The sequence below is a fragment of the Arthrobacter saudimassiliensis genome (assembly GCF_059090665.1).
In genome coordinates, this window is record NZ_JBNHFX010000002.1 from 187872 (window position 1) to 213690 (window position 25819).

19 protein-coding genes are annotated in these 25819 nt (G+C 70.4%); 12 read left to right on the plus strand and 7 right to left on the minus strand.

Annotation, left to right across the window (positions count from 1 at the left end):
• Window positions 1–71: 71 nt before the first annotated feature.
• The gene (gene sepH, locus AC5RV6_RS08055) at window positions 72–1415 is read right to left on the minus strand and encodes a septation protein SepH (RefSeq protein ID WP_494006794.1); all 1344 of its coding nucleotides are present in this window, start codon (window positions 1413–1415) and stop codon (window positions 72–74) included.
• A gap of 304 nt (window positions 1416–1719) precedes the next feature.
• Here sepH and AC5RV6_RS08060 point away from each other — a divergent pair, with 304 nt between their 5' ends.
• Window positions 1720–2019, plus strand: a complete 300-nt coding sequence (locus AC5RV6_RS08060; RefSeq protein ID WP_494006795.1) for a DUF4193 domain-containing protein — start codon at window positions 1720–1722, stop codon at window positions 2017–2019.
• A gap of 23 nt (window positions 2020–2042) precedes the next feature.
• On the opposite strand, the gene AC5RV6_RS08065 is transcribed toward AC5RV6_RS08060, so the two are convergent.
• A complete protein-coding gene (locus tag AC5RV6_RS08065) occupies window positions 2043–2519 on the minus strand; it encodes a DUF3093 domain-containing protein (RefSeq protein ID WP_494006796.1) in 477 nt (158 codons plus the stop codon).
• A gap of 183 nt (window positions 2520–2702) precedes the next feature.
• On the opposite strand from AC5RV6_RS08065, the gene dut reads away from it, so the two are divergent.
• Genes dut through AC5RV6_RS08085 form a run of 4 tightly spaced genes read left to right on the plus strand, consistent with a single transcriptional unit; the run spans window position 2703 to window position 4994 of the window.
• On the plus strand, window positions 2703–3179 hold the full coding sequence (dut, locus tag AC5RV6_RS08070; RefSeq protein ID WP_494006797.1) for a dUTP diphosphatase: 477 nt from the start codon (window positions 2703–2705) through the stop codon (window positions 3177–3179).
• Window positions 3180–3221: 42 nt separating this feature from the next.
• Window positions 3222–3911, plus strand: a complete 690-nt coding sequence (locus tag AC5RV6_RS08075) for a DUF3710 domain-containing protein (RefSeq protein ID WP_494006798.1) — start codon at window positions 3222–3224, stop codon at window positions 3909–3911.
• Window positions 3904–4245, plus strand: coding sequence for a single stranded DNA-binding domain-containing protein (locus tag AC5RV6_RS08080; RefSeq protein ID WP_494006799.1), 342 nt, complete (start codon window positions 3904–3906; stop codon window positions 4243–4245). Before AC5RV6_RS08075 ends, AC5RV6_RS08080 begins: the two co-directional genes overlap by 8 nt.
• Window positions 4242–4994: a DUF3159 domain-containing protein gene (locus AC5RV6_RS08085; protein ID WP_494006800.1), complete on the plus strand. Its 753-nt coding sequence runs from the start codon at window positions 4242–4244 to the stop codon at window positions 4992–4994. Before AC5RV6_RS08080 ends, AC5RV6_RS08085 begins: the two co-directional genes overlap by 4 nt.
• Here the strand turns inward: AC5RV6_RS08085 and AC5RV6_RS08090 are convergent.
• Both AC5RV6_RS08090 and AC5RV6_RS08095 read right to left on the minus strand, forming a co-directional pair.
• Window positions 4991–5677 (minus strand): potassium channel family protein, encoded by a 687-nt coding sequence (locus AC5RV6_RS08090; protein WP_494006801.1) that lies wholly within the window; start codon window positions 5675–5677, stop codon window positions 4991–4993. The genes AC5RV6_RS08085 and AC5RV6_RS08090 overlap by 4 nt on opposite strands.
• The gene (locus AC5RV6_RS08095) at window positions 5678–6352 is read right to left on the minus strand and encodes a potassium channel family protein (protein WP_494006802.1); all 675 of its coding nucleotides are present in this window, start codon (window positions 6350–6352) and stop codon (window positions 5678–5680) included.
• 181 nt (window positions 6353–6533) lie between these two features.
• Here AC5RV6_RS08095 and AC5RV6_RS08100 point away from each other — a divergent pair, with 181 nt between their 5' ends.
• From AC5RV6_RS08100 to uvrA, 7 genes are all read left to right on the plus strand, one after another.
• A complete protein-coding gene (locus AC5RV6_RS08100; RefSeq protein WP_494006803.1) occupies window positions 6534–7862 on the plus strand; it encodes a class I SAM-dependent RNA methyltransferase in 1329 nt (442 codons plus the stop codon).
• A 293-nt stretch (window positions 7863–8155) separates the two neighbouring features.
• Window positions 8156–10984, plus strand: coding sequence for an aconitate hydratase (locus tag AC5RV6_RS08105; RefSeq protein ID WP_494006804.1), 2829 nt, complete (start codon window positions 8156–8158; stop codon window positions 10982–10984).
• Between the two features lie 180 nt (window positions 10985–11164).
• Window positions 11165–13138, plus strand: a complete 1974-nt coding sequence (gene dxs, locus AC5RV6_RS08110) for a 1-deoxy-D-xylulose-5-phosphate synthase (RefSeq protein WP_494006805.1) — start codon at window positions 11165–11167, stop codon at window positions 13136–13138.
• A gap of 46 nt (window positions 13139–13184) precedes the next feature.
• Window positions 13185–14030, plus strand: coding sequence for an SDR family oxidoreductase (locus AC5RV6_RS08115; protein WP_494006806.1), 846 nt, complete (start codon window positions 13185–13187; stop codon window positions 14028–14030).
• A 74-nt stretch (window positions 14031–14104) separates the two neighbouring features.
• On the plus strand, window positions 14105–14479 hold the full coding sequence (locus AC5RV6_RS08120) for a hypothetical protein (protein WP_494006807.1): 375 nt from the start codon (window positions 14105–14107) through the stop codon (window positions 14477–14479).
• 24 nt (window positions 14480–14503) lie between these two features.
• Window positions 14504–15481, plus strand: a complete 978-nt coding sequence (locus AC5RV6_RS08125) for an aldo/keto reductase (RefSeq protein WP_494006808.1) — start codon at window positions 14504–14506, stop codon at window positions 15479–15481.
• Window positions 15482–15656: 175 nt separating this feature from the next.
• A complete protein-coding gene (gene uvrA, locus AC5RV6_RS08130) occupies window positions 15657–18158 on the plus strand; it encodes an excinuclease ABC subunit UvrA (RefSeq protein WP_494007379.1) in 2502 nt (833 codons plus the stop codon).
• Window positions 18159–18181: 23 nt separating this feature from the next.
• On the opposite strand, the gene AC5RV6_RS08135 is transcribed toward uvrA, so the two are convergent.
• From AC5RV6_RS08135 to AC5RV6_RS08145, 3 genes are all read right to left on the minus strand, one after another.
• Complete coding sequence (locus tag AC5RV6_RS08135; protein WP_494006809.1) at window positions 18182–18991, minus strand: SDR family oxidoreductase; 810 nt, start codon at window positions 18989–18991, stop codon at window positions 18182–18184.
• A gap of 128 nt (window positions 18992–19119) precedes the next feature.
• The gene (locus AC5RV6_RS08140; RefSeq protein WP_494006810.1) at window positions 19120–19902 is read right to left on the minus strand and encodes a hypothetical protein; all 783 of its coding nucleotides are present in this window, start codon (window positions 19900–19902) and stop codon (window positions 19120–19122) included.
• Between the two features lie 39 nt (window positions 19903–19941).
• Window positions 19942–25611, minus strand: coding sequence for a DUF6531 domain-containing protein (locus AC5RV6_RS08145; protein ID WP_494006811.1), 5670 nt, complete (start codon window positions 25609–25611; stop codon window positions 19942–19944).
• Window positions 25612–25819 lie beyond the last annotated feature (208 nt).

A 25819-nucleotide genomic window follows, 5' to 3' on the forward strand; every position in this document is an offset into this window, starting at 1 on the left:
CGGCCGATTCGACGGCGGCGCCGGGCACCGGGCCGCCGAGTCGCCGCGGACCGGCGCGCCGGAGGGGCCGGTCAGTCGCTCTTGGTACCGAAGACGATTTCGTCCCAGCTGGGCACGGAGGAGCGCTTGGGCTTGATCGTCCGGCGCTCCCGCGCGTTCTCCCCGCCACGCCCGCTGCGGGCCTCCTCGGCCTCCTCATGCCCGGGTGCGGGTTCAACCTTGTCCCAGGGGAACCCGCCGCTGCGGGCCCCTGCCCGTGCCGGGGCCGGCTCCGGGCGGTCCGCCGTCGGCTGGACGGCTTCTTCCTCAGCCTGATCCGCCGCCTGGTCCTCCGCGCCGTCCGCCTCATCCCGGCCGGTGTCGGCATGCTCTGTGGACTCGGCGGGCTCTGCGGGAACGGCGCCGCGACGGCGGAAGGGCCGTGCGAGGAGGGTGATCTCCCGCGTCGGTTCGCTGCCGGCCGGCAGGTGCAGCGGGTCGACCTCATCGGCGTCATCGGCCGGGGTCACCAGGTTGAGGCGGCCGGTGCGCGGAGCAGCGGTTCCCTCGTCATCAGCTGCCTGGCCCGGGCGCGGATGGGCAGCCGGAATGCTGCCCTTGGCCAGCATGGCCGCCAGGGCGTCGTCGGCGTCCTCATCAGCACCGAGCCGCTGCCCGCGCCGGGAGCGCAGGACGCTGAGCAGGTTGTCGGTGTCGTCCGGATCGACGCCCTCGGCGTCGGCTTCCGCTTCGATGTCGAACACCCGGTCCGCCACGGCCGACAGCCGGCGGGCCGGAACGGGGGAGTCCAGGGGCTCCAGCTCGCTGAGCAGCTGGGCCCACCGGTTGGCGTTGGAGACGCTGCGCCGCAGCGGGCTGAAGATCCACTTGGCGGGAGGCTCCTCGCCCACGGAGACCGCGGAGTCCTCCGGCAGGGAGAAGCCGGCCACGACCTCCCAGGAATTGTCCGGACGCCGCCATGCGTCCCACTCCACGTCCTCGGGGTCCACCGCGAAGTCACGCAGCCGGTAGGCGACCATCTCGCCCAGGCTGACCGGACGCTCGCCGAACGCCGTCCGGTGCCGTTCGCCGGGAGCGGCGCCCGGGGCAGCCACCTCCACGCCCTGCGCCTGGCGGGCAATGTAGTCCCGCTCCGCCCGGACCGGGCCTTCATAACGCAGCACATGCGCCAGATCGTGCCCGGAAAGCCGGGCGACCTCCTCGGCGCTGGCGCCGGCACGGATGCGGGCCTGGATATCGCGGGGCGTCATGGTGGGACCGTCGGACTCGCCCGCCTGGACGGGCCGATGCGTCGGGCGGTTGGCGGCAACCCGAAGCGCCTCATCGATGCGGAGCCGGAAGGTTTCGCCGCCCTTGCCGCTGAGCAGCAGGTGCTCCCCATCTTCGTGGACCCCGACGAGCCGCAGATCCTGCATGAAAAATCCTCCAGCCGGTAACAAGTTCCTTCTTGACACAATGCCATTTTCCGGGGGGAAAACCTACGCTTTGCCCGGGTGTGGCGCGGATCCGCGGGCCCGGGACGGGCCGGGCAGGTGATCCGGGCCGCGCCCCGGCGCCTCTTTGCTCACAAACTGCAAATAATGGCTCACACCGGGCACGAAGGGGAGGCAGACGGCGTTGTACACCTAAGCCGCTTCCCGGACGCTCTTGGTCCGGAGGCGGCCGGCTGCGGTGCAAGGGCGCCGCGGCTCCGACTCCAGGGAACGCAGAGAACGGATTATGGCAACAGACTACGACGCTCCGCGGAAGTCCGAAGAGGACATCAAGGAGGACTCCCTCGAGGAGCTCAAGACCCGCCGCACCGAGACCCGGTCCGCGGTGGTGGACGAAGACGAAGCGGAGGCGGCGGACGCCTACGAGCTGCCGGGGGCGGACCTCTCCGGCGAGGAGCTGCTGGTCCGCGTGCTCCCGGCGCAGTCGGACGAGTTCACCTGCGCCTCGTGCTTCCTGGTCCGGCACCGCTCACAGATAGCAGCCGAAAAGGACGGCCTGCTCTACTGCAGCGACTGCGCCGCCTGACAGCGGCGCCCGGCCGCCGCGGTTCAGTCCGCCAGGGGTGTCCGCAGGGCGGCCGCGAGCTGTTCGGGGCGGCGCGTGGAGGTCAGCCAGTACGGCGTGCGGTCGGCCGGGTCGGTGATTTCGATCCGGACCACGGGGGAGATCCATCCCCGGATGCACAGGTAGGCGATGCCGTTGAGGCGGGTGCCCCGCTCGGCGGTGGCTTCATCGCCGGTGAAGGCCTCGACGTCGCCCACGAAGCGGCGCTCGATCTGCGCGCGGCCCACCCGCAGGGTCGTCGGCGTCACCTCGATCACCGGGGTGGAGAGCAGCAGGAGCACCGCCATGATGATCGCGGCCACGATCGCCGCAATGATCCCCGCCTGCAGGCTGATGGGCACGAACACCAGCACGCATGAGGCGGCGATGCCGGCCACGACCAGCCAGATCCAGAACGACGGCAGCAGCCTTTCGGTGTAGATCGGGGCGGTGGGGGAGGTCTGCTGTGCGGAGTTGGGCATGATCCCAGCATCCCACCTCGGCCGCAGGATTTCATATCGGGCCGCCGGGGCGCGGAGCTCCCGCGGGCTGCCCGGGCCGGGCCGGGAGCGCCGCGGCTGCGGCCGATCGGACCGGCTAAAGTAGGGTGCTGCGGCCGCGTGCCGCGGCCACGCTCGGTACGACAAGGCAGGAACAGGCACAAAATGACGGCTACGGAATCCGGTGCCACCATGACGGTGAAGCTGAAGATGCTCGACGACGGCCTTGCCGTCCCCGCCTACGCCCACCCGGGCGACGCCGGCGCGGACCTGTGCACCCGCGAGGACTTTACGCTCGGCCCCGGGGAGCGCCGGCTGGTCCCGACGGGCGTCAGCATTGCCCTGCCGTTCGGCTACGTCGCCCTGGTGCACCCCCGGTCGGGGCTGGCGGCCAGGCACGGCGTGACCGTCCTCAACGCGCCGGGAACCGTCGATGCGGGGTATCGCGGTGAAATCTCGGTCACACTGGTGAATACGGACCGGACGGAGCCGATCAGCTTCCGCCGCGGCGACCGGATCGCCCAGCTGCTGATCCAGCGGGTGGAGACCGCCCGGTTCGAGACCGTGGACGAGCTCGACGGCACGGCGCGCGGCGCCGGCGGCTTCGGCTCCACCGGAGGCTTCGGCGCGGGTCCGCGCTAGCCCCGAACCACTGGTCCCACCCACTACGGAAAGGAACCGGCCATGGCATTTGGGCGCCGGAAGAAGAACGCAGAGCAGCAGCCTGACGAGGCTGCCGCAGTCCCCAACGAACCCGAACAGCACGCCGACGACGCCGCCGGACCCTGGGATGAAGCCGACAAGCCCGGCGAGGAGGGCTACATCGACCTCGGCGCGCTTCGGATCGCGGCCACCCAGGGGCTGCAGCTGCGCCTTGAAGTGGAGGAGCGCAGCCAGCGCGTCGTGGCCGTGACCCTGGATTTCGAAGGCTCGAGCCTGCAGCTGCAGGCCTTTGCCGCACCCCGCTCCGAGCAGCTCTGGGACGAGATCCGCGGCCAGATCAGCGCCTCCGTCGCATCGCAGGGCGGCACCGTGGACGAGCTGGACGGCCCGTTCGGCACCCAGCTTCTGGCCAAGGTTCCGGCTCAGGCCCAGGACGGGTCCCGCGGTTTCCGGGTCGCCCGCTTCGTGGGCGTGGACGGGCCGCGCTGGTTCCTGCGCGGGGTCTTCGGCGGACCCGCCGCGGTGGACCCGAAGGCCGCGGCCGCCCTCGAGGACGTCTTCCGCAACGTGGTGGTGGTCCGCGGGGAGCAGCCGCTGCCGCCGCGCGACCTGCTGCAGCTGCGGCTGCCCCGGGACGCCTCGCCGCTGCCGCGCCGCAAGGAGCCGCCGGTTCCGCCGCAGCGCGGCCCGGAGATCACAACCATTGGCTGAGCGCCTCCTCTCGCAGGCGCCCCGCTCCTGCCCGGTGGCGCAGCTGCCTTCGCGCGGACGCGTCCGGTGCAGCGGCTACGTCCAGGCCCTGACCCTGGTGCCGGCGTCGGAACCGCCGCGGTTCACCGCCTATGTGGAGGACACGGCCGCCGATCCAGGGTCCCGCGGTCCGCGCCGCCGCGTGCGGCTGGTGTGGATCGGGCAGCGCCGGATCAGCGGCATCGAGGCCGGGACGCTGCTGGCCTTCGAAGGCATGGTCAGCACCGCGAAGGGGCTGCCCACCATCTACAACCCCCGTTACGAGATCCTCGGACGCCCGGAGGGCACAGCATGAGCAAGGAACCAGGCAGCACAGCAGGTCCGGCCGGCGAACCGCCCGTGCCCTCTGCGGCCGACCTGGCCCGGCAGTACGCCGAGCGGGCCGGGGTGGAGCGCCGCGGCGACGGGCAGATCGACGTCCTGGCCTCCGTCGGCGGGGTCCGCGGCCTCGTCGAGGCCGTGGTGCCCGGGCTGCTGTTCACCGTCCTGTTCACTGTCGGTGCAGGCCTGGGGGCGGCCCTGACCGTCGCCGTGGTGTCCGCCGCCGGGTTCTCGATCGCCTCGCTGATCGCCCGCCGGCCGCTGATGCAGTCCCTCACCGGGCTGATCGGCGTCCTCATCTGCGCCGTCTTCGCCCTCCGCAGCGGCAGCGGGACCACGTACTTCCTCCCGGGCTTCTACACCAACGGCGCCTACGTGCTGGCCTTTATCGTCTCGATCGCGGTCCGCTGGCCGGTGGCCGGGCTCCTGTTCGGGGTTATCCGCGGCGAGGGCATCGACTGGCGCGCCAGCCGGGCCAGGGTGCGTTCCTACCAGCTCGCCACCTGGATCATCGCCGCCGTCTTCGCGCTTCGCCTGGCCGTCCAGCTCCCGCTCTACCTGGCCGACAACGTGGCCGCGCTGGGCACCCTGCGGCTGGCGATGGGTGTGCCCCTGTACGCCCTGGGCCTGTGGCTGGCGTGGATGGTCTCCCGCCCGCCGGTGCCGGCCGCCCCGGACGGGGCCGGCGAAGCACCCGGCAGCGACGGCGCCGCGGGGCGCTAGGCCGCTCCTTCGTCTCCCGCCGCGGTGCGCCCGCCCAGCACCGCCCGCAGCTCGTCCTCAGCGGCGATGGTCGTGACGAAGAACAGCTCGTCCCCGGGCTCGATCACGTCATCGGGGCTGGGCGTGATCGGCACGTCGTCGCGCAGGATGGCGACGACGGTCGAGTCCGCGGGCCAGGACACCTCGCCCAGGGTCCGCCCGGTGAGCACGGAACCGTCCGGAACGGTGAACTCCACCATGGAGGAGACCCCGGTCTGCAGTGTCAGCAGCCGCACCAGGTCGCCCACCTCGACGGCCTCCTCGACCAGGGCGGTCATCAGGCGGGGAGTGCTGACGGCGACGTCGACACCCCAGGAGTCATCGAACATCCAGTCGTTCTTCGGGTTGTTCACCCGGCCCACCGTGCGCGCCACGCCGAACTCGCTCTTGGCGAGCAGGGAGAGCACCAGGTTCGCCTTGTCGTCACCGGTCGCGGCGACGACGACGTCGGCGTCCTCCAGATGGGCGTCCTGCAGGGTGCTGAACTCACAGGCGTCACCGATCAGCCAACGGGCGCCGATCACTTCGCTGCGCCCCACCGCCTCGGGTTTCCGGTCGATCAGCAGCACATCATGCCCGTGGGAGAGCAGTTCCCGGGCAATGGAGGAACCGACGCTGCCTGCTCCGGCAATCACTACCCGCATCTAGCCGTTCCCTCCGTCCGGCCCTTTGGCCAATATCCGGGAAATCTCCGCGGTGCGCTCCACGGCCATCATGGCGTGGACCGTATCTCCCTGCTGGTAACGCGTTTCGGCCCCGGGCAGGATGCCTTCCCCGAACCGGGTCAGATACGCGATCCGGACATCGGCGGCAGCCTCGATCAGGCTCAGCGGCCGGCCCAGCCAGGCCTCGGCCAGCGTCAGTTCGCCCAGGATCAGCCGTCCGGAGGACTCCCGGAAGTCTCCGTTGATGCTCTGCTCGGGCAGGATCCGGCGCAGCACCTGGTCCGCGCTCCAGCGCACGGCGGCGACGGTGGGGATGCCGAGGCGCTGATAGATCTCGGCCCGGCCGGGATCATAGATCCGGGCCACCACGTGCGGCACGTGGAAGGTCTCGCGGGCCACGCGGGTGGCCAGGATGTTGGAGTTGTCGCCGCTGGAGACGGCGGCGAAGGCGTAGGCCTGGTCGATGCCGGCCTCCTGCAGGGTGTCCCGGTCGAAGCCGACGCCGGTCACCCGCCGCCCGGAGAAGGTGTGGCGCAGCCGCCGGAAGGCGCTCTCGTCCTGATCGATCACGGCCACCGAATGGCCGGCATTGTCCAGGGTGTGGGCCAGCGTCATCCCAACCCTGCCGCACCCCATGATCACGTAGTGGGCCACGCCCGTTCCACCTCGATTTTCCCGGCCGCCTGCGCGGGCGGCCGCTGCGCTGCCCGGCGGCTGCGGCATGCCGCGCCGGGCTGATACGTATCGAAAGCTTAGTTGAGGGCGGAGGCATTCCGCCTCCGCGGCGGCGCCGTGGTGAGATGGAGTCATCGAGCAAGGAAGAAGCACCGGCACCATGAACGGCACAACGAACGTGAACACAGACAACCAGGGAACCCTCGAGCTCACCGTCGAGGCCCCGGCGCACGGCGGCCACTTCGTGGCCCGCCATGAAGGGCGCGTGGTCTTCGTCCGCCATGCCCTGCCCGGCGAGCGGGTCAGGGCACGCCTGACCGACGGCGGCCCGGACGCGAAATTCTGGCGCGCCGACACCGTCGAGGTTCTGGAGCCGGCCGAGGGCCGGAGGGAGCATTTCTGGGCCGAGGCCGACGCGCTTCGCGCCGCCGCCGCGGACCGCCTCCCGGTGGGAGGCGCCGAGTTCGGGCACATCGACCTGGCCGAACAGCGCCGGCTCAAGGCCCGCATCTTCGAAGAGCAGCTGGCCCGGCTGGCCGGCCTGGACCACACCGTCGAGGTCGAACCCGCCCTGGCGGAGGCCCCGGACGGGCTGGGCTGGCGGACGCGGGCCTCCTTCTCGGTGACGCCCGACGGGCGGCTGGCCATGCACCCCCACCGTTCCGAGTCCCTGGTGCCGGTGGAGGCAATGCCGCTGGCCGTGCCGGCGATCAACGCCCTGGACCTGTGGAAGACGGACTTCACCGGCGTCGAGCGGGTCGAGGTCGCGGCTCCGGCAGCCGGCGACAGCCCCCTGGTCCTGCTGATCCCGGCCGCCGGAACGCGTGCCGCACGCCTGTCCCGGATCGCCGCCGAGCTGCCGGACACCTGCTCCGTGGCCGCCTGGGAACCGGAGACCCACCGGCTGACCCGCCTGCGCGGCCGCACCTGGGTGCGCGAGGAGGCCGCCGGGCACCGCTACCGGGTCACCGGGGCAGGCTTTTGGCAGATCCACCGCAGCGCCCCGCAGACCCTGGTCGACGCCGTACTCGGCGGCCTGCAGCCGGAGCCCGGGGAGCGCGCCGCGGACCTGTACGCCGGGGCGGGCCTGTTCACCGCCCCGCTGGCCGCCGCCGTCGGGCCCGGCGGCTCGGTGCTTTCGGTCGAAGGCTCACCCGGCACCAGCCGCGACGCCCGGAAGAACCTGTTCGACCAGCCGCAGGTGGACATCGTCCAGGGCCGGGTGGACCGGGTGCTGGGCCGGGACCGCCGGGCCCTGGACCTGGTGCTGCTGGATCCGCCCCGCGCCGGCGCCGGAAAACCGGTCATCGCGCAGATCGACGCGGCCTCGCCGCGCGCCGTCGGATACGTCTCCTGCGACCCGGCCTCGTTCGCCCGGGACCTGGGCGACCTGCGCCGTGCAGGATGGGGGCTGCGTTCACTGCGGGTCTTCGATCTGTACCCGCATACCCATCACATGGAGTCCTTTGCCGTCCTGACGCGGGACTGAGCAGCCTGGGCACAACTCGCGGAGCGTCCGACATTCAGCCCCAACCGGGTCCGAAACCGATAGGATGGGGACCAGTTGTCCCGTTCCGCCTGGGGAAAGCCTGCTGCATAATATGGCCCGGCACGGCTGCCGGACTGTGAAATCGGCTCCCGCCGGCGCGCAGGCAGGTGCCCCGGCAGTGAAAACAGACCACCGTTTTGCCTGCTGCCCATAAGGGAGCCGGTTAGGAAAACCTAACTGGCGGGTGGTGGAGCGCTGGACAAAGATAAGACGGTGGCGAGAGGAGTCCTGTTATGACTAATGTGGACAGCTTCGGTTCCAAAGGCGTTCTAAACGTCGGTGGATCCGAGTACGAAATTTTCCGGCTGAATTCGGTCGAAGGCGCCCAGAGCCTTCCGTTCAGCCTCAAGGTACTGCTGGAGAACCTGCTGCGCACCGAAGACGGTGCCAACATCACGGCCGACCACGTCCGCGCCCTGGCGCAGTGGGACGCAGATGCAGAGCCCAGCACCGAAATCCAGTTCACCCCGGCCCGGGTGATCATGCAGGACTTCACCGGTGTTCCCTGCATCGTTGACCTGGCGACCATGCGTGAAGCCGTCGCCGACCTCGGCGGCGACCCCAAGCGCGTCAACCCGCTCGCTCCGGCGGAAATGGTCATCGACCACTCCGTGCAGATCGACGCCTTCGGCAACTCCGGCGCCCTCGAGCGCAACATGGAGATTGAGTACCAGCGCAACGGCGAGCGGTACCAGTTCCTGCGCTGGGGCCAGACCGCGTTCGACGACTTCAAGGTCGTCCCCCCGGGCATGGGCATCGTCCACCAGGTCAACATCGAGTACCTGGCCCGCACGGTCATGACCCGCGAAGTTGACGGCGTGCTGCGCGCCTACCCCGACACCTGTGTCGGCACCGACTCCCACACCACCATGGTCAACGGCCTGGGCGTGCTCGGCTGGGGCGTCGGCGGCATCGAGGCCGAGGCAGCCATGCTCGGCCAGCCCGTCTCCATGCTGATCCCGCGCGTTGTCGGCTTCAAGCTGACCGGTGAGATCCCCGCCGGCGCCACCGCCACCGACGTCGTCCTGACCATCACCGAGATGCTGCGCAAGCACGGTGTCGTCGGCAAGTTCGTCGAGTTCTACGGCGAAGGCGTTGCCTCCGTGCCGCTGGCCAACCGCGCCACCATCGGCAACATGAGCCCCGAGTTCGGTTCCACCGCCGCGATCTTCCCGATCGACGACGTGACCCTGGACTACCTGCGCCTGACCGGCCGCTCCGAGGAGAACGTCGCCCTGGTCGAGGCCTACGCCAAGGAACAGGGCCTGTGGCACGACCCGTCCAACGAGGTCAAGTACTCCGAGTACCTCGAGCTGGACCTGTCCACCGTGGTGCCGTCCATCGCCGGCCCGAAGCGGCCGCAGGACCGTGTGGAACTGACGAACGCCAAGGCGCAGTTCCGTGACGACCTGAAGAACTACGTCACCCACGTGGATGAAGACGTCACCGCGGGCGACACCGCCGACGACGCCTCCGCCCAGTCCTTCCCGGCCTCCGACGCCCCGGCGTTCGACGCCACGGACGAGCAGTCCGAGAAGGATCGCCCGCGCGAGGACCACGCCCACCACGTCGACGGCCGCGCCTCCCACCAGGTGCCGGTCACGATGGCCGACGGCCGCAGCTTCGAGCTGGACCACGGCGCCGTCACGATCGCGTCGATCACCTCCTGCACGAACACGTCCAACCCGTCCGTGATGATGGCCGCCGCGGTGCTGGCCCGCAACGCGGTCGAGAAGGGCCTCGCCTCGAAGCCGTGGGTCAAGACCTCGGTCGCCCCCGGCTCCAAGGTGGTCACCGACTACTACGAGAAGTCGGGCCTGATCCCGTACCTGGAGAAGCTCGGCTTCTTCATCGTCGGCTACGGCTGCGCCACCTGCATCGGCAACTCCGGTCCGCTGGAGCAGGAGATCTCCGACGCGATCAACGAGGCCGACCTCGCCGTGACCGCGGTGCTTTCGGGCAACCGCAACTTCGAGGGCCGCATCAACCCCGATGTGAAGATGAACTACCTGGCTTCCCCGCCGCTGGTGGTCGCCTACGCCCTCGCCGGCACGATGGACTTCGACTTCGAGAACGATCCGCTGGGCCAGGACGCCGACGGCAACGATGTCTTCCTCAAGGACATCTGGCCGAACCCGAACGAGGTTCAGCAGATCATCGACTCGTCCATCGACAAGGAGATGTTCACCGACAGCTACAACACCATCTTCGAGGGTGACGAGCGGTGGCAGTCCCTGCCGACGCCGGAGGGCGCGACGTTCGAGTGGAACCCCGAGTCCACCTACGTGCGGAAGCCCCCGTACTTCGAGGGCATGCAGGCGCAGCCCGAGCCGGTTTCCGACATCGACGGCGCCCGCGTGCTGCTGAAGCTGGGCGATTCGGTCACCACCGACCACATCTCCCCGGCCGGCTCCTTCAAGTCCGACACCCCCGCCGGCAAGTACCTGCTGGAGCACGGTGTTGCGCGCAAGGACTTCAACTCGTACGGCTCCCGCCGTGGCAACCACGAGGTGATGATCCGCGGTACGTTCGCGAACATCCGCATCAAGAACCAGCTCCTGGACGGCGTCGAGGGCGGCTTCACCCGCGACTTCACGCAGGCCGACGGACCGCAGAACACGGTCTACGACGCCGCGATGAACTACCAGGCCGCCGGCACCCCGCTGGTCGTCCTGGCCGGCAAGGAATACGGCTCGGGCTCCTCGCGTGACTGGGCCGCCAAGGGCACCGCGCTGCTGGGCGTCAAGGCCGTCATCGCCGAGAGCTACGAGCGGATCCACCGCTCGAACCTCATCGGCATGGGCGTCCTGCCGCTGCAGTACCCGGCCGGCGTGAACGCCGAGACCCTGGGCCTGACGGGCACCGAGACCTTCTCCGTCGAGGGTGTCACCGAGCTGAACAACGGCACCACCCCGAAGACCGTCAAGGTCACGGCCCAGCCCGAGAACGGCGAGGCCATCGAGTTCGACGCGGTTGTCCGCATCGATACTCCGGGCGAGGCCGACTACTACCGCAACGGCGGCATCCTGCAGTACGTGCTGCGCCAGATTTCCGCCAAGTAGCAGCGCCAGGCGCGTCCAGCCTCTTCAGGCGGGCGAAGGCCCCGGGTCCGGCCACCATCCGCATCACGCGGACGGAGGCCGGGCCCGGGGCCTTCCGCGTGCCGGGGCCGGGCCGACGCGCTAAAGTTAACCGATGCGGCGGCGCTTACCGTCGCCCTTCGAACAAGGGAGGCAACCCTTTTGGGACTTCTGGAAACAATCCAAGATCCCCGGGACCTTAGCCGGCTTTCGCAGCGGCAGCTCGAGAACCTGGCTGAAGAGATCCGCACGTTCCTCATCCGGAACGTTGCGCAGACCGGCGGGCACCTCGGCCCCAACCTCGGCGTGGTGGAACTCACGCTCGGCATGCACAGGGTCTTCGACTCCCCGCGTGACAGTTTCATCTTCGACACCGGGCATCAGTCGTACGTGCACAAAATCGTCACCGGCCGCCGCGACTTTGCCACGCTGCGCCAGCAGGGGGGCCTGTCCGGATACCCCTCCCGTGCCGAGTCGGTCCACGACATCGTGGAAAGCTCGCACGCCTCGTCTTCGCTGTCCTGGGCGGACGGGATTTCCCGGGCCCGGCAGCTGTCAGGGGACTCGGAGCGCTACACGGTCGTCCTGGTGGGCGACGGTGCGCTCACCGGCGGCATGGCCTGGGAGGCCCTGAACAACATTGCCGCCGATCAGCGGCGCCGCGTGGTCATTGTCGTCAACGACAACGGACGGTCCTACGCCCCCACCATCGGCGGCGTCGCCGACTACCTGGCGTCGCTGCGGCCCACGCTCGACTCGGTGCGGACGCACCGTGTGTATGAGCGCACCCTTAACTACTGGAAGAGCCGGCTGCAGAGCGGCGGACCGGTCGGCCGCCTGGCCTACCACAGCCTCCACGCAGCCAAGAAGGGCATCAAGGACTGGTGGGCCCCGCAGGGCCTGTTCGAGGACCTGGGGCTGAAGTACGTCGGGCCGGTGGACGGCCACGACCTGGCCGCCGTCGAACAGGCGCTGCAGAAGGCCCGCAACTACGGCGGTCCGGTGATCGTCCACGCCATCACCGAGAAGGGGCGCGGCTACGCTCCGGCGCGGGCCGACGTCGCCGACCAGTTCCACGCGGTCGGCGTGATCGACCCCGAGACCGGGGCGCCCGTTGCGCCGGGCGGCAAGGAGTCCTGGACCTCCGTCTTCGCCACCGAGATCGCCCAGATCGCCGAGGAACGGCCCGACATCGTGGGCATCACCGGCGCGATGCTGATTCCCGTGGGCCTGCACCGGTTTGCCGAGAAGTACCCCGAGCGGGTGTTCGACGTCGGCATCGCGGAACAGCATGCCCTCGCCTCCGCGGCGGGCATGGCCTACGGCGGGCTGCACCCGGTGGTGGCGGTCTATGCGACCTTCCTGAACCGCGCCTTCGACCAGCTGCTGATGGACGTGGCCCTGCACAAGGCCGGCGTCACCGTGGTGCTCGACCGTGCCGGCGTGACCGGGCCCGACGGCGCGAGCCACCACGGCATGTGGGACATGTCCATGCTGCAGATCGTTCCCGGCCTGCACCTGGCCGCGCCCCGCGACGCCACCCGGCTCAAGGAGGAGCTGCGCGAGGCGGTGCAGATCTCCGACGCGCCCAGCGTGGTGCGCTTCTCCAAGGGCACCGTGGGTGCGGACATCAATGCCGAGGAACGCACCGCGGACGGCGTGGACGTCCTCCGCCGGCGCCGGACCGACGGCGACAACGCCGACGTGCTCATCGTCACCGTGGGCGCCATGGCCGAGATGGGGCTTGAGGTATCGGAGCGGCTGGCCGCGCAGGGGATCAGCTCCACCGTGGTGGACCCCCGCTGGGTGCTTCCGGTGCCGCGCTCAATTATCAGCCTGGCCGCCGAACACCGGATTGTGATCGTCATTGAAGACGGCGTGCGGGCCGGGGGCGTCGGCTCCCGCATCCGGCAGGAAATGCGCGCGGCGGGCGTGGACACGGCACTGAACGAGGTGGGCCTGCCGGTGGAGTTCCTCGACCACGGCACGCGCGCCGAGGTGCTCGAAAGGGTGGGCCTGACCGCCCGCCAGGTTGCGCAGGACGTCACGGCGCAGGTGCTCGGAACCAAGGTTCCCTTCGCCCGGCCGCTGCCGGGACAGGAGCTGCCCACCGGGCAGATACCCAAGATCCAGTAGCCCGCCGGCCGCCGGCCGGGGGCAGTGAGCGAAGGATGGAAACACCATGGCACAGAACCTTCCCGCACTCGCTGTCACCGGCGCCACCGGCGCGCTGGGCGGTGCCGTCGCCCGGCTCCTGGCCGAGGCCGGCGTCGCGCACCGGCTGCTCGCCCGCCATCCGGCGCGGCTGCCTCCGCTGCCGGGCGTCCCGGTGTACGCCGTCACCTACGCAGACCGCCCCGCCGCGGAGAAGGCGCTGCGCGGCGTCGAGGTCCTGTTCATGGTGTCCGTGGACGAACACCCGCGCCGCTGGGAGGAACAGCGGACCTTCGTGGACGCTGCCGCCGAGGCCGGCGTGCGGCACATTGTCTACACCTCGTTCATGGCGGCCGCCCCGGACGCCGTGTTCACCCTGGCCCGGGATCACTGGGACACCGAGGAGCACATCCGCGGCTACCGGATCACCCACACCTTCCTCCGCAGCTGCCTGTATCAGGATGTGCTGCCCGGTTTCGCCGGTCCCGACGGCGTGATCCGCGGACCCGCGGGGGAGGGCCGGCTGGCAGCGGTGGCCCGCGCCGACATCGCCAGGGCCTCGGCCCGGATTCTTGCCGCGCCGGAGGCCCACCGGGACCGGACGTACACGCTTACCGGCCCGCAGGCGCTGAACTTTACCGAGATCGCCGCAATCCTGACGCGGGTGACCGGGTCCCGGGTCAGCTATCACAACGAGACCCTTCCGGAGGCCATCGAGTCCCGGCAGGCCGCGGGCGCCTCACCGTGGCAGGCCGAGGCCTGGGCCAGCACCTACGCAGCCGTCGCCGCCGGGCAGCTTTCCGCCGTCAGCCAGGACGTGGAGCAGCTCACCGGTTCCCCGCCGATCCGGCTCGAACGCTACCTGCTTCAATGAACCTTTGGTGAACAGGGCCCCGGTTCCCGCCTGGCCTCTGGCGGGCGTCCGGACGCCGGACTAGGGTCGGGGACATGGTGAGTGAGATGCATCCCTATACCCATGTCCCCGCATCGGAAGGGGCGCCGGACGCCGGTGAAACCCCTGAGGACATTGCCCGGTTCCTCGCGGACTGCACCGTGGGCGGCCTCGACGACACCGCCGCCACCCCCGCCGCAGACCTCTACGGCATGTACATCATCTGGTGTGAACAGGCGGGCGGCACCCCGGCTTCGGTGCAGGCGTTCTCAGCTGCCGCGCGGGGCCAGGGCCTGGAACCGCAGCGGCGGCACCAGGAGCAGGTGTACCCGGGAGTGCTGCCCACCGGGCCCATACCCATCCAGTACATCCTCGAAACGGACAAACCGCCCAGCCTCAACAGCTCCCTGAACCTGCTTCCGGGGACCTGAATCAGGCTTGGTAGCGTAGGGCCCATGACCTCTTACACACGACTGGGCCGCTCCGGCCTGACCGTCTCCACTGTTGGCCTGGGCTGCAACAATCTCGGACGCACCGGAACCGCCACCCGAACCCAGGAAGGCACCGACGCGGTGGTGAACGCCGCCCTCGACGCCGGCATCACGCTCTTCGACGTGGCCGACAGCTACGGAGCCCACCCGGGCCTCAGCGAGGAGATGCTGGGCAAGGCGCTGGGCACCCGGCGGCAGGACGTCGTGGTGGCCACCAAGTTCGGCATGGACATGGCCGGGGCCAACGGGCCCGACTTTGGCGCACGGGGATCCCGCCGGTACATCGTGCGGGCCGCGGAGGCGTCGCTCCGCCGCCTCGGCACGGACTGGATCGACCTCTACCAGTTCCACACCCCGGATGACCTGACGCCGATCGAGGAGACGCTTGCCGCCCTCGATGACCTGGTGACCGCCGGAAAGGTCCGCTACATCGGGCACAGCAACCGTGCCGGCTGGCAGATCGCCGAAGCCGAGTTCACGGCCCGGATGGGCGGATACACCCCCTTCATCTCCGCACAGAACCACTACAACCTGCTGGACCGCCGGGCCGAGCTGGAAGTCACGCCGGCGGCGGAGGCCTACGGCCTCGGCGTGCTGCCCTACTTCCCGCTCGCCAACGGCCTGCTGACCGGCAAGTATTCCTCCGGCCAGGCGCCGGAGGGCAGCCGCCTGACGCACTCGCGGCAGAACCTGCTGGAGAAGGCCGATCTGGAGCAGCTGGCCGAGTTCGGTGCCTTCGCCCGGGACCGCGGGCTGACCGAAGTGCAGGTCGCCTTCTCCTGGCTGGCGTCCCGCCCGTCCGTGGCATCGGTCATCGCCGGAGCAACAAAGCCGGAACAGGTGAAGCAGAACGCCGACGCGGCGTCCTGGGTGCCGGATGAAAAAGACCTCGAGGAGCTGGACCGGATCTTCCCGAAGACACCGAAGGTGGCTTTGTTCTAGCGCTTCCGGGACGCCTGCCCGCCGGGACGACGCCCGGTGGGACAGGCGTCCTAAGGGTGCTGATTATTATTCCGCCGGGGTCCGCGGCTAGGGTCGAAGGGTGAGTACTTCCAACCGATCCAAGCAGCGGCCGTCCTCCGGTCCGGCCCCCAGGTCCGCAGCCACCCAAGCCGGCATGGTCCGTGTCCGGGGCGCGGAGGAGAACAACCTGCGCGGCGTCGACGTCGACATCCCCCGGGACGCAATCGTCGCCTTCACCGGGGTCTCGGGTTCCGGAAAGTCGTCCCTGGCGTTCGGCACCATCTATGCGGAAGCCCAGCGCCGCTACTTCGAGTCCGTGGCTCCGTACGCCCGGCGGCTGCTCGCCCAGGGACACAACCCGAAGGTTGGACAGATCACCGGGCTGCCGCCCGCCGTCGCCCTCCAGCAGCGCCGCGGCACGCCCAGCTCACGGTCCACGGTCGGCACCCTCACCACGCTGTCCAACTCGATGCGGATGCTCTTCTCCCGCGGCGGAACCTACCCCGCGGACCTCGAGCCCGGCAGCCTGGACTCCGACGCGTTCTCGCCGAACACCGCCGCCGGCGCCTGCCGGGAGTGCTCGGGCCTCGGCGTCGCGCACACCGTGACCGAGGACTCGCTGGTCCCGGACCCGAACCTCACCATCCGCGAGGGTGCGATCGCCGCCTGGCCGGGGGCCTGGCAGGGGAAGAACCTGCGCGACATCCTGATCCACCTGGGCTATGACGTCGATGTGCCCTGGCGGAAGCTGCCGAAGAAGGAACGGGACTGGATCCTGTTCACCGAGGAGCAGCCGGTGGTGACGATCACCCCGCAGCGTGACCGGGTGGCCAAACCGTACAAGGGCCGTTTCTGGAGCGCCCGCAGCTACGTGCTGCACACCCTCGCCGACTCCGCCAGCGCGAAGATGCGTGAGCGGGTGCTGGAGTACATGGTGTCCGGACCGTGCCCGGTGTGCGGGGGAGCGGGCCTGCGGCCGGAGGCCCTGGCCGTCACCTTCGCCGGACGGAACATAGCCGAACTGAACAGCGCCACGCTGGCCGAGCTGGCGGACATCATCCGCCCCACGGCTGAACTGCAGGCCGCGGGCACCGCGTCCCGTTCCGCGGCCTCCAACGAGGACACCGAGGTGGCGGTCACCATCACCCGCGACCTGCTCGCCCGGCTCGACGTGCTGATCAGCCTGGGCCTGGGATATCTCAGCCTCGCCCGCGCCACTCCCACCCTGTCACCGGGGGAAATGCAGCGGCTGCGGATCGCCACTCAGCTCCGCTCGGGCCTGTTCGGGGTCGTTTACGTGCTGGACGAGCCGTCGGCCGGCCTGCACCCGGCGGACGCGGAGCCGCTGCTGGAGGTGCTGCAGGAGCTGCGCGACGCCGGCAACTCGGTCTTCGTCGTCGAACACAACATGGATGTGGTCCGCAACGCGGAGTGGGTCGTCGACGTCGGTCCGCAGGCCGGCGACGGCGGCGGCACCGTGCTGTACAGCGGCCCCGTGGCCGGGCTGGCCGACGTGGAGGACAGCGCCACCCGCCCGTTCCTGTTCGGGGAGGCCGACCGGCCGGCGCCGCCGCGCCGGCGGCCCGAGCAGTGGCTGTCGCTGAAGGGCATCACCCGGCACAACCTCCAGGACCTGGACGCGGAGATACCGCTCGGCGTGTTGACCGCCGTCACCGGGGTGTCGGGCTCGGGCAAGTCCACCCTGGTCAGCCAGGTCCTGGCCGAGACCGTGGGCACCGAGGTGAACGGCGCCCCGCCGGCCGCCGAGGACCAGGAGGACGGCGAGGGCGACGTCGGCGCCGAAGCCGGCGCTGACACGGCCCGGGAAACGGCAAGGGTCCGCAGCATTTCCGGCCTCGAGCATCTTGACCGCCTGGTGCGGGTGGACCAGCGGCCCATCGGCCGCACGCCGCGCTCCAACCTGGCGACGTACACAGGTCTGTTCGACGCCGTGCGGAAGCTCTACGCCGGTACCGACGAGGCGAAGGCACGCGGCTACACCGCCGGCCGGTTCTCCTTCAACGTGGCCGGCGGGCGGTGCGAAACGTGCCAGGGGGAGGGATTCCTCGCCGTCGAGCTGCTGTTCCTGCCCGGCACGTACGGACCCTGCCCGGTGTGCCACGGTGCCCGCTACAACGAAGAGACCCTGCAGATCACCTACCGGGACAGGACCATCGCGGACGTGCTGGGCATGCGGGTCGAAACCGCCGCGGAGTTCCTGGCCGATGTGCCGGCCGCGGCGCGCAGCCTGGGCGCGCTGCTCGACGTCGGCCTCGGCTACCTGCGGCTGGGTCAGCCGGCCACCGAACTCTCCGGCGGTGAGGCGCAGCGGATCAAGCTGGCCACGGAACTGCAGCGGGCCCGGCGCGGCCATACCCTGTACCTGCTGGATGAACCCACCACCGGCCTGCACCCGCAGGACGTGCAGCTGCTGCTGGCCCAGCTGAACCGGCTGGTGGATGCCGGCAACACCGTCGTCGTGGTCGAGCACGCCATGGACGTGGTGGCGGCGGCCGACTGGGTGATCGACATGGGCCCGGCCGGCGGAGACGAGGGCGGCCGGATCATCTGCGCCGGCACCGCCGGGGATGTCGCCGCGTGCAGGGCAAGCCGCACGGCGCCGTACCTGACCGCCGCGCTGGAACGCCTGGCCTGAGGCGCGGCGGCCCCGGCGCGGTCTCAGCCGCGGCGGAACCCGCCTTCGCTGCTGATCGTCTGGCCCACCACCCACCGTCCCTCATCCGAGACGAGCCAGGCGATCAGGCGCGCCGGATCATCGGGTGCACCCATCCTGCCCGCGGGGAACGCGGCGCGGACGTCATCAAGGACCTCCAGCGGACGGTCAGCCGTCTCGGCGTCCAGGTAACCGGTGTTGACCGGGCCGGGATTGACGGTGTTGAGCAGGATGCCACCGTCGGCGAGGTCGGCAGCCACTGAGGCGGTGATCCCGGCCAGGGCAGCCTTCGACGCGGCGTACGCGATTTCCCCGGGCATCGGCCCCAGGAGCTGCCCGCTCGTGAACCAGATCACCCGCCCGCCCGGGCGTCCGTCATGCTGGTCGGCGAAGCGGGCCGTGGCCAGCAGGACGGACCTGGCGTTGACCGCCCAGTGCGCATCGAGCATCGCTGCGTCCAGGGACTGCAGGGGACCGTCCCCGCCGCTGCGCGCGTGGTTGCAGACCAGGATGTCCAGATGGCCCAGCGCCGAGGCGGCCGCGTCGAGCATGGCGGCGGGGGCGTGGGGCTCGGCAAAATCGTGCTCCCCATGCGCCAGCCGGGCTCCGGGCTGCAGGCGGTCGCGCAGCTCGTCCATGACGGCGTCGACGTCGTCCCCGCCCCACGGCTGCTCGGCATCATGCGGCGCGTAATGCTGCAGGTACAGGCTGGCGCCCATCTCCGCCAAACGGGCGGCAACGGCAGAACCGATGCCGGCGCGGCGGCTGACGCCGGTGACGACGGCGGTACGTCCGGCCAGGGGAGAAGAAGTCATCCGGCCATGCTACGTCTTCCAGGCACGCCCGCCGGCACGGCGCGGCTGCTGCCGAGGCGCTGCCCTGGCCGAACCTCAGCTCGAACACGTCCGGGCCGCTGGACCAGGGGGAGGTCGCACCGGAGGGCTCAGTACGTGGTCAGGCGGGAGGACTCAGCCTCGTCGCCTGTCAGCCAGCCCGGGCCGGACGGCGTTCCGCCGGGGTTGGCGAAAAAGTCCTCGATGACGGCCTCGGCGGCTGCAGGCTGCTGCACCAGCCGCGCGGGAAGCACGGCGGTCCTTCGGCCCATGGGCACTTCAACGGTTGCGTCCGGGCCCGGACCGGTCCGGCCCAGGACGGTCCAGGTGGATTCGTCATCGGACCGGGGGTTGCGGTGGCACACCACGCCGGCTTGAGGGCTGCCGGCTATCTCCAGGCGCGCGGGGCCGTATTCGGCCTTTACCGTTCCGCCGGTCACCGGATCGAGGGCCTGCACGGCGGCGCGCGCCGCGTTCCTGGCCTCCTCGGAAGAGGTGAAGCTCCGACCGTCCACTGTCCACAGCTGCTGCCGCCCGGCTGCGGAACGCGGGGCCCGGGACCGTGCGCCTCCTGCGCTTTTCCTGCCGGCTCGCACGTGCTGCCGCCAGGCGAGCCCCGCCTGTGTTCCGGATACGAAACCGCCGATCCAGGCGATTCCGAGGGGGCCCAGGACCAGGAGGAGCACGAAGGCGAGCAGCAGGACGAGGGCGGAAAGCCACCGCCAGGCGGGGGCGAAGCGGAGCAGCCAGATCCCCGCCGCGAGGCCGGCCGCCAGGGCGAGCCACTCCTGCGGTGCGTGGTCCTGCGGGCCGACCAGAATTACTGCGGCGGTTGCGGCCAGCAACCCGCCGGAAAAGGCCAGGGCGTTCCTGACCTGCTGCCTAGCTTGCACACTTACTCTTCTCAGTCATGTTGCGTCGGGGGGGGGCGTCTACCAGCCCACGGCCTCCTGCAGCTTTTCGCCGCCAAAGCCGACGCCGGCTCCGGACAGGCCGCCGCCCCACAAACCAACTGTATTCGTTTGACCCACGTTGAACATGCCGCCCCAGGTGCGGGGAGCGAAGTAGGGCATCTGTTTCAGCGTGCTGACGCCGGTCTGTCCCAGCCCCGGGACCGAGCCGAGCGGCAGGCCCGCTGCACCGGCGCCAAACAGGCCGGTGGCTCCGGCTTTGGTGAGGTCGATCGAGTCTCCGGCGACCACGTTCTCCAGCATGGACCCGCTAGCGGCTCCGGCGCCGCTGATCCCCATGGTGCCGAGCCGGGCTATTCCGCCGGTGGAGGAGGCGGACATGCCGCGGGCCAGGCTCCCGCCGGCAGGCCCTGCCAGGCCGCCGACGGCACCGGCGAACGCGCTGCCTGTCACCTTCCCGGCGAAATCCCACCCGTCCTTGATCTGCCAGCCGTTCTGGTAGAGGTAGCCCAGCGCGCCCGCCCCGGCGCCGACGGCTCCGTTGGCGCCGGCACTGACCCCCAGGGCCGCAGCGGCCTGGCCTGCGGGAGCTGCGGCCAGCAGGTTCTTGGTCCACAGCGCTGCTCCACCGCCTGCGGCACCGACGGCACCGCCGATTGCTGCGTTGCCGAGGACCGACCACCAGTCCACGGTTCCGGTTTGCAGGTCCTGGGACACCATCGACAGGCCTCCGGAGGCGAGGGCGCCCGCGATGGCTCCGGCGGCAATCAGGTTGACGCCGGGTACGAACATCACCGCTACGGCGCCGACGACGGCCGCCGCCCCCAAAAGGGTTTCCCAATGACTGCCGGCCTGCTGATCATAGGCCTTTAGTTCCGCATCGGTCATGGGGCGCAGGCCGGTGGGGTCGCTGGCGTTGAGGGGGTTGTTGCCGGCGTAGGCGTAGGGGTTGCCGTCCCACCCGGCCCCGAGCACGGGCGGAAGCGGGTCAGTGGAGAGGAACCCGGGCGTCGAGGGGTCGTACGCCCGCCGCCCAAGCCATTCCAGACCGGCGACGCCGAGCCCGCCTCCGGCGGTGAGGCTGAGTTCCGGGGGAAGGGCAGGGGCCGCCAGGGCGCCGAGCGTGCTCCCACCGACCTGCGCAGCGGCTCCCGGCTGCGGAACCGGTGACGCGCCGACGACGGCCCAGGGATCAGCCGGATCGGTGGGGCGGGCGGCCCGCCAGGTGGGGGAGAGCCAGGTGCTGCCGACGCCGGTGATGCCGCCGGGCAGGTTCAGGACCTGCTGGTCGGCGATGCCGGCGAGGGTGGGAACGGGGTTGGCGGTGTCCCACCACAGGTCGCAGCCGTCGACGGCGGTCAGCTCGCCCAGGGCGTCGACCCACAGCTGATGACGGGAAACGGCGCTTCCGCTTGGTGAGCGTTCGATGACTGCCGCGAGGTAGCCGGTGGGGCCCCAGGCGTAATCCGTTGCGGACCCGTCGGCGCGGATGAGCCGGGTCCGCCGGCCCAGCCCGTCATACATGTACTCCACGCCGGACCCATCGGAGGTGAGGACGGCTGCGAGCTGGCCGGATGAGTCATAGCGGTAGGTCCGGGTTCGGGCAGGGCTCAGTTCGCGGATCAGGCGTCCGCCGGCGTCGTACTGCCATTCCGACACCGTGTCGGAGCTGGTTGAGGGCAGGCTGCCCTCCTGCCCGGTGGTGGCGGCGGCGACGAGTTGCCCGGCGCCGTCGTAGGCGTAGCGGGTTGTTGTTCCGCTGCGGGTGAGGCCGGTGATCCGTCCGTCGTCGTCCCTGCCGATGAGGGTGGTGTCGTGCTCGGATGCGCCGCGCTGGTCGGTGCTGGTGGTGGTGCGGGTGTGCTCGGCCAGGTACCCGTGGCGGTAGGCCCAGGTTTGGGCGAGGTTCCCGGCGGTGGCGGTGGTGAGCCGCCCGGACGGGTCGTAGGAGAAGGCGGCCTCACCGAGGCGGGGGTTGCTGACCGTGACCACGCGGCCTGCGGGGTCGCGGGTGTAGGTGGTGGTGGTTCCGGTGGGGTCGGTGTAGGCGGTGCGGTGTCCGTCCGCGTCATACGCCCAGGTCATGCCCTGGCTGCCGCGGGTGCGGGTGGTGAGCTGGCCGCGCCGGTTGAATCCGAGTTCGTGCTCGATGACCAGCCCGTCGGTGCCGGTGGAGTCCGCGATCACGATGCGCCGGTTGAGCTTGTCGCGGCGGATCTCCGCCATGATCCGGCCGTTGAACGCGGTGGCAGTTTCCTGCCCGGCGGTGTTGTAGGTCCAGGTGGTGGTGTTCCCGTCGGGGTCGGTCTGGGACAGCTGCCGGCCGGCCGGATCATAGGTCGCGGTGGTGACCCGGCCCAGCGGGTCGGTGACCGAGGCGACCTTGTCGGTGTCGGTGTAGGTGCGGGTGGTGACCCCGCCCAACGGGTCGGTGATCTTCACCAGCCGGCCGCGGGGATCGTACTCGAACCGGGTCCGCCCGCCGACCCCGTTGACCGTTTCGACGAGTTCACCGGCGGTGTTGTACTTGAAACGGCGGGTGCCGTACCAGGTGTCCTGGGCGAAGGTCAGCCGCCCGACCTTGTCATACCCGTACCTGGCCACACCCTGGCCCGGGGTCCGGCGGCCGGTCAACCGTCCGGCCCCGTCATAGCTGAACGTCTCGGTTTCCCCGGTCGGCAGGATCCGGGAAATGACACGCTGGTCCGCGTCGTAGGCCAGTTCGGTGACCGCCCCCAACGGGTCGATCGTCTTCCAGGGCCGGCCGCAGTTGTCGTATTCGTAGCGGGTGACAGCCCCCGTGGGTGAGGTGATGGAGGTGATCCTGCCCGCAACATCGCGGGCCAGGACGGTGAGCCCGCCTTCCCCGTCGAGCAGTTCGACCGGGTTGCCGGCGGCATCGTAGGTGATCAGTTCGGCGGTGCCGTCTTCGGACTGGACCCGGGTGGGGCGCCCGTACTCGTCGAAGGTGTAGGTGGTGGACGCGAACGCGTCCCGCAGGGTCGCGGTGCCGGTCTTGCGGTCCGTGGCGGCATCGGCGCGGACGCCGGTCGGGTCGATGACGGCGGTCAGGTTCCCGACCGTGTCGTACTCGCGGATCCAGTCGTTCCCGGCCGGGTCGGTGATCCGGGTCAGCCGGGACAGGGAGTCGTGGGTGAAGCCCCAGCGGGCGCCGTCGGGCAGGACCGCCGCGGCCACGTTGCCCAGGTCGTCAAAGACCCGTTCCACGGACCGGCCGAGCGGGTCGATGGTGCGCACCAGTTCCCCGTTAGCCGCGTACTCGAGTGCGGTGCGGCCCCCGTCCGGTGCGGTGACGCCGGTGAGCCGGCCGGCGTCGTCGTGCTCGAAGGCCCAGACCGCTCCGTCCGGGTCCTCGCGGCGGGTGAGCAGCCCGGCCGGGTTGTACGCGCAGCGGGTCAGGGCCCCGGAGGGGGTGGTCGCTTCCACCGGCCGGCCCGCCGCATCGCGGACGATGACCGCGGTGTCCCCGGCCGCGTTGGTGCTGGCGATCAGATCACCAAACTGGTCATAGGTGAAGCCGATGGTGACTCCGGCAGGGTCGGTGACCTGCACCAGCAGGCCCTGCTCCCACACCAGTTCGGTCCGCCCACCCAGGGCGTCGGTGACGACGGACGGGTCGCGGGTGACCTCATCGGCGTACTCGTAGGTGATGACCGACCCGGTGTCGGTGACCAGGGTGGTGATCCGGTCCTGCTCGTCCCACCCGTAGGTGAAGTCCGCGCCCTCCGGCGTCACCGTCCGGATCCGCCGGCCCCGCTCGTCATAGGCGTGGACGGTGACCGACCCGTCGCGTTCGGTGAAGGAGACCAGGTTCCCGTGCCGGTCATAGGCCATGGACTGCCGCTCATCATGCGAGTCCCGGACCCCGACCAGCCGGCCGCGGGCGTCCGCGATCCAGGAATTCGAGCGGGTGCCGTCCTCGTCTGAAACCACGGTCACCCGGCCGGGCAGGTAGGCGAACCGGGTCCGCCGCCCATGCTGGGTCACCTGCAGCACCACCCGGCCCTGCGCGTCGTACCTGTTCTCCGCCTCCAGCATCCCGGCGGCCGAGTACACGGCGTCGATCAGGCCGTCCCCGTTGATCCGGTACCGGCGGGTCCCCGCCGCCGTGCTCACCTCGGTCAGCCGGCCGGCGTCGTCATACCCATACTCCACCCGGCGACCATCCGAGGCCCGCACCACGGCCACCCGGCCGCCCACGTACTCCACCTCCAGGAACCGGCCCCGCACATGCGACAGGCGCGACACCGAACCGGTGTGACCGAGGTCGGCGCCGGTGGGCATGGTCTGTCCGTCCGCGGCACCGTCCGCAACAGTGTCCGCGGGGGCAGGTGCCTGGCGGTACACCGACATGGTGCGCCCTGGCCCGGAGCCGGCGCCCAGCCAGGCGCCGGTGAGGGTGTAGGCCCACCAGGAACCCTTGTTGTCCCGGACCACCATGAGGTGGGCGGTCCCGGCAGGAACCGACGCCAGCTCCGTCAGGGAAGGTACGTGGACCGGTTCGCGGGAAAGCCAGTAGTTCTCCTCCACCGCCCGGCCCCAGCCCTCACCCTCGCGCGGGAAGTCCACCGCCCGACCGTCGGCCATCACCCACCGGCAACCCTCATCACTGAACACCAGGCGCTGATCCAGCACCGACGCCCAGCCCGGACCAAACACCCCCGGCGCCGCCGAAACTTCATCCGCGTCCTGCGCCGCCACGGCCAGCGAGTTATACATCCGGGACAGCACCAGGTTCGACGCGACCCCGGCAAAACCCAGATCGGTTTCCGGCTCAATAAAGTTGCCCGTCGCCGTGTTCACCGGATCATTCGCATACCCCGTCGTCGGCTTCGCGCCCCACGCCGTCGGCGGATCAATCTGCAGCGACGTGCGGGTGGCGCTCACCCCCGCCGCAGCCAGCGCCTCCGCCAACGCCGCATCGGACACCGTCGACACGTTCCCCTCACCGCCGGCAGCAGCGAAGGCATCCGCCACCGTTACCGCCCAGACGGCGTCGTGTTCGTTGGCTTCCAGGTATTGCCGGAAGGCACGCACGACCCCGCCGGCGTCGATGTGGCCCCAAGTGCATTGAGTGGCAAAGGAGGCCAAGTGGCCTTCCAAAGTTCCCGGCGTGGAGGCCAGAGCATCGTCGAGACTGCGGGAACGGGCGGCGAAGGTCCGCAGATGCGACGGCCGCGCCGAGGAGGTGCCGCCTCCGGCGTCGCCTCCGCTGCCCGGGGCAGGGGTCTGCCGGACGCCGTTGGTCGGTGCCGCCTGGGGAAAGGAGGGTGCGGGTGCCGGGTCCATGTTCGGCCGCGGGTCCGCGCCCCAGATCCAGTCGCCGATCTCCTCCAGCCAGCTGCGGTCGTTGTTCCGGCGGACCCAGTCGTTGTTTTCTTCCCGGCGGGCGTCTTCTTCCTTCGCTGCCCTGACCATGACGTCGACGTACCCGGCGACTGTCCGCAGAGCCTCAGCGAGGGCACCGGCATCCTGACGGGCGATTGCGGCGTTGGCCTGGAAGACTTCGGAAAAGCGGCCCAAAAAGTCCTGTCCAGCGTCCGTGGCGTAGGAAAGGCGGGGACCCAACTGCATTTCGAGCCGCGACGCTGCGGACTCGAAGGCAGACTTCATCTCGGCTGCCACGCCGTACACGAATCGTCCACGCGAATCGTCCGGCAACAACGGCATCTCAACGAACGTCACTGTCAGGGCCCCCAGAGAAAAACACAGCTCGAAATGAAAGATTTGTCGGGTCGACGATGGGGAGCGAACACGCTGGTTTTTGCCTCGTCGTCAACCGTCCGAAACCGGTACCAAGTACCGGGAGCGCCAAGGGGCCGGGCATCCGGCATGCCGCAGGAGCGGCGGGAATGCCCGGCCCTGGCGCGTCGGCACG

What these genes read in the sequence shown, in the direction of transcription:
- sepH (WP_494006794.1), bottom strand. Translation starts at nt 1,415, where the DNA reads ATGCAGGATCTGCGGCTCGTCGGGGTCCACGAAGATGGGGAGCACCTG.
- AC5RV6_RS08060 (WP_494006795.1), top strand. Translation starts at nt 1,720, where the DNA reads ATGGCAACAGACTACGACGCTCCGCGGAAGTCCGAAGAGGACATCAAG.
- AC5RV6_RS08065 (WP_494006796.1), bottom strand. Translation starts at nt 2,519, where the DNA reads ATGCCCAACTCCGCACAGCAGACCTCCCCCACCGCCCCGATCTACACC.
- dut (WP_494006797.1), top strand. Translation starts at nt 2,703, where the DNA reads ATGACGGCTACGGAATCCGGTGCCACCATGACGGTGAAGCTGAAGATG.
- AC5RV6_RS08075 (WP_494006798.1), top strand. Translation starts at nt 3,222, where the DNA reads ATGGCATTTGGGCGCCGGAAGAAGAACGCAGAGCAGCAGCCTGACGAG.
- AC5RV6_RS08085 (WP_494006800.1), top strand. Translation starts at nt 4,242, where the DNA reads ATGAGCAAGGAACCAGGCAGCACAGCAGGTCCGGCCGGCGAACCGCCC.
- AC5RV6_RS08090 (WP_494006801.1), bottom strand. Translation starts at nt 5,677, where the DNA reads ATGCGGGTAGTGATTGCCGGAGCAGGCAGCGTCGGTTCCTCCATTGCC.
- AC5RV6_RS08100 (WP_494006803.1), top strand. Translation starts at nt 6,534, where the DNA reads ATGAACGGCACAACGAACGTGAACACAGACAACCAGGGAACCCTCGAG.
- AC5RV6_RS08105 (WP_494006804.1), top strand. Translation starts at nt 8,156, where the DNA reads ATGACTAATGTGGACAGCTTCGGTTCCAAAGGCGTTCTAAACGTCGGT.
- AC5RV6_RS08115 (WP_494006806.1), top strand. Translation starts at nt 13,185, where the DNA reads ATGGCACAGAACCTTCCCGCACTCGCTGTCACCGGCGCCACCGGCGCG.
- AC5RV6_RS08120 (WP_494006807.1), top strand. Translation starts at nt 14,105, where the DNA reads ATGGTGAGTGAGATGCATCCCTATACCCATGTCCCCGCATCGGAAGGG.
- AC5RV6_RS08125 (WP_494006808.1), top strand. Translation starts at nt 14,504, where the DNA reads ATGACCTCTTACACACGACTGGGCCGCTCCGGCCTGACCGTCTCCACT.
- uvrA (WP_494007379.1), top strand. Translation starts at nt 15,657, where the DNA reads ATGGTCCGTGTCCGGGGCGCGGAGGAGAACAACCTGCGCGGCGTCGAC.
- AC5RV6_RS08135 (WP_494006809.1), bottom strand. Translation starts at nt 18,991, where the DNA reads ATGACTTCTTCTCCCCTGGCCGGACGTACCGCCGTCGTCACCGGCGTC.
- AC5RV6_RS08145 (WP_494006811.1), bottom strand. Translation starts at nt 25,611, where the DNA reads ATGCCGTTGTTGCCGGACGATTCGCGTGGACGATTCGTGTACGGCGTG.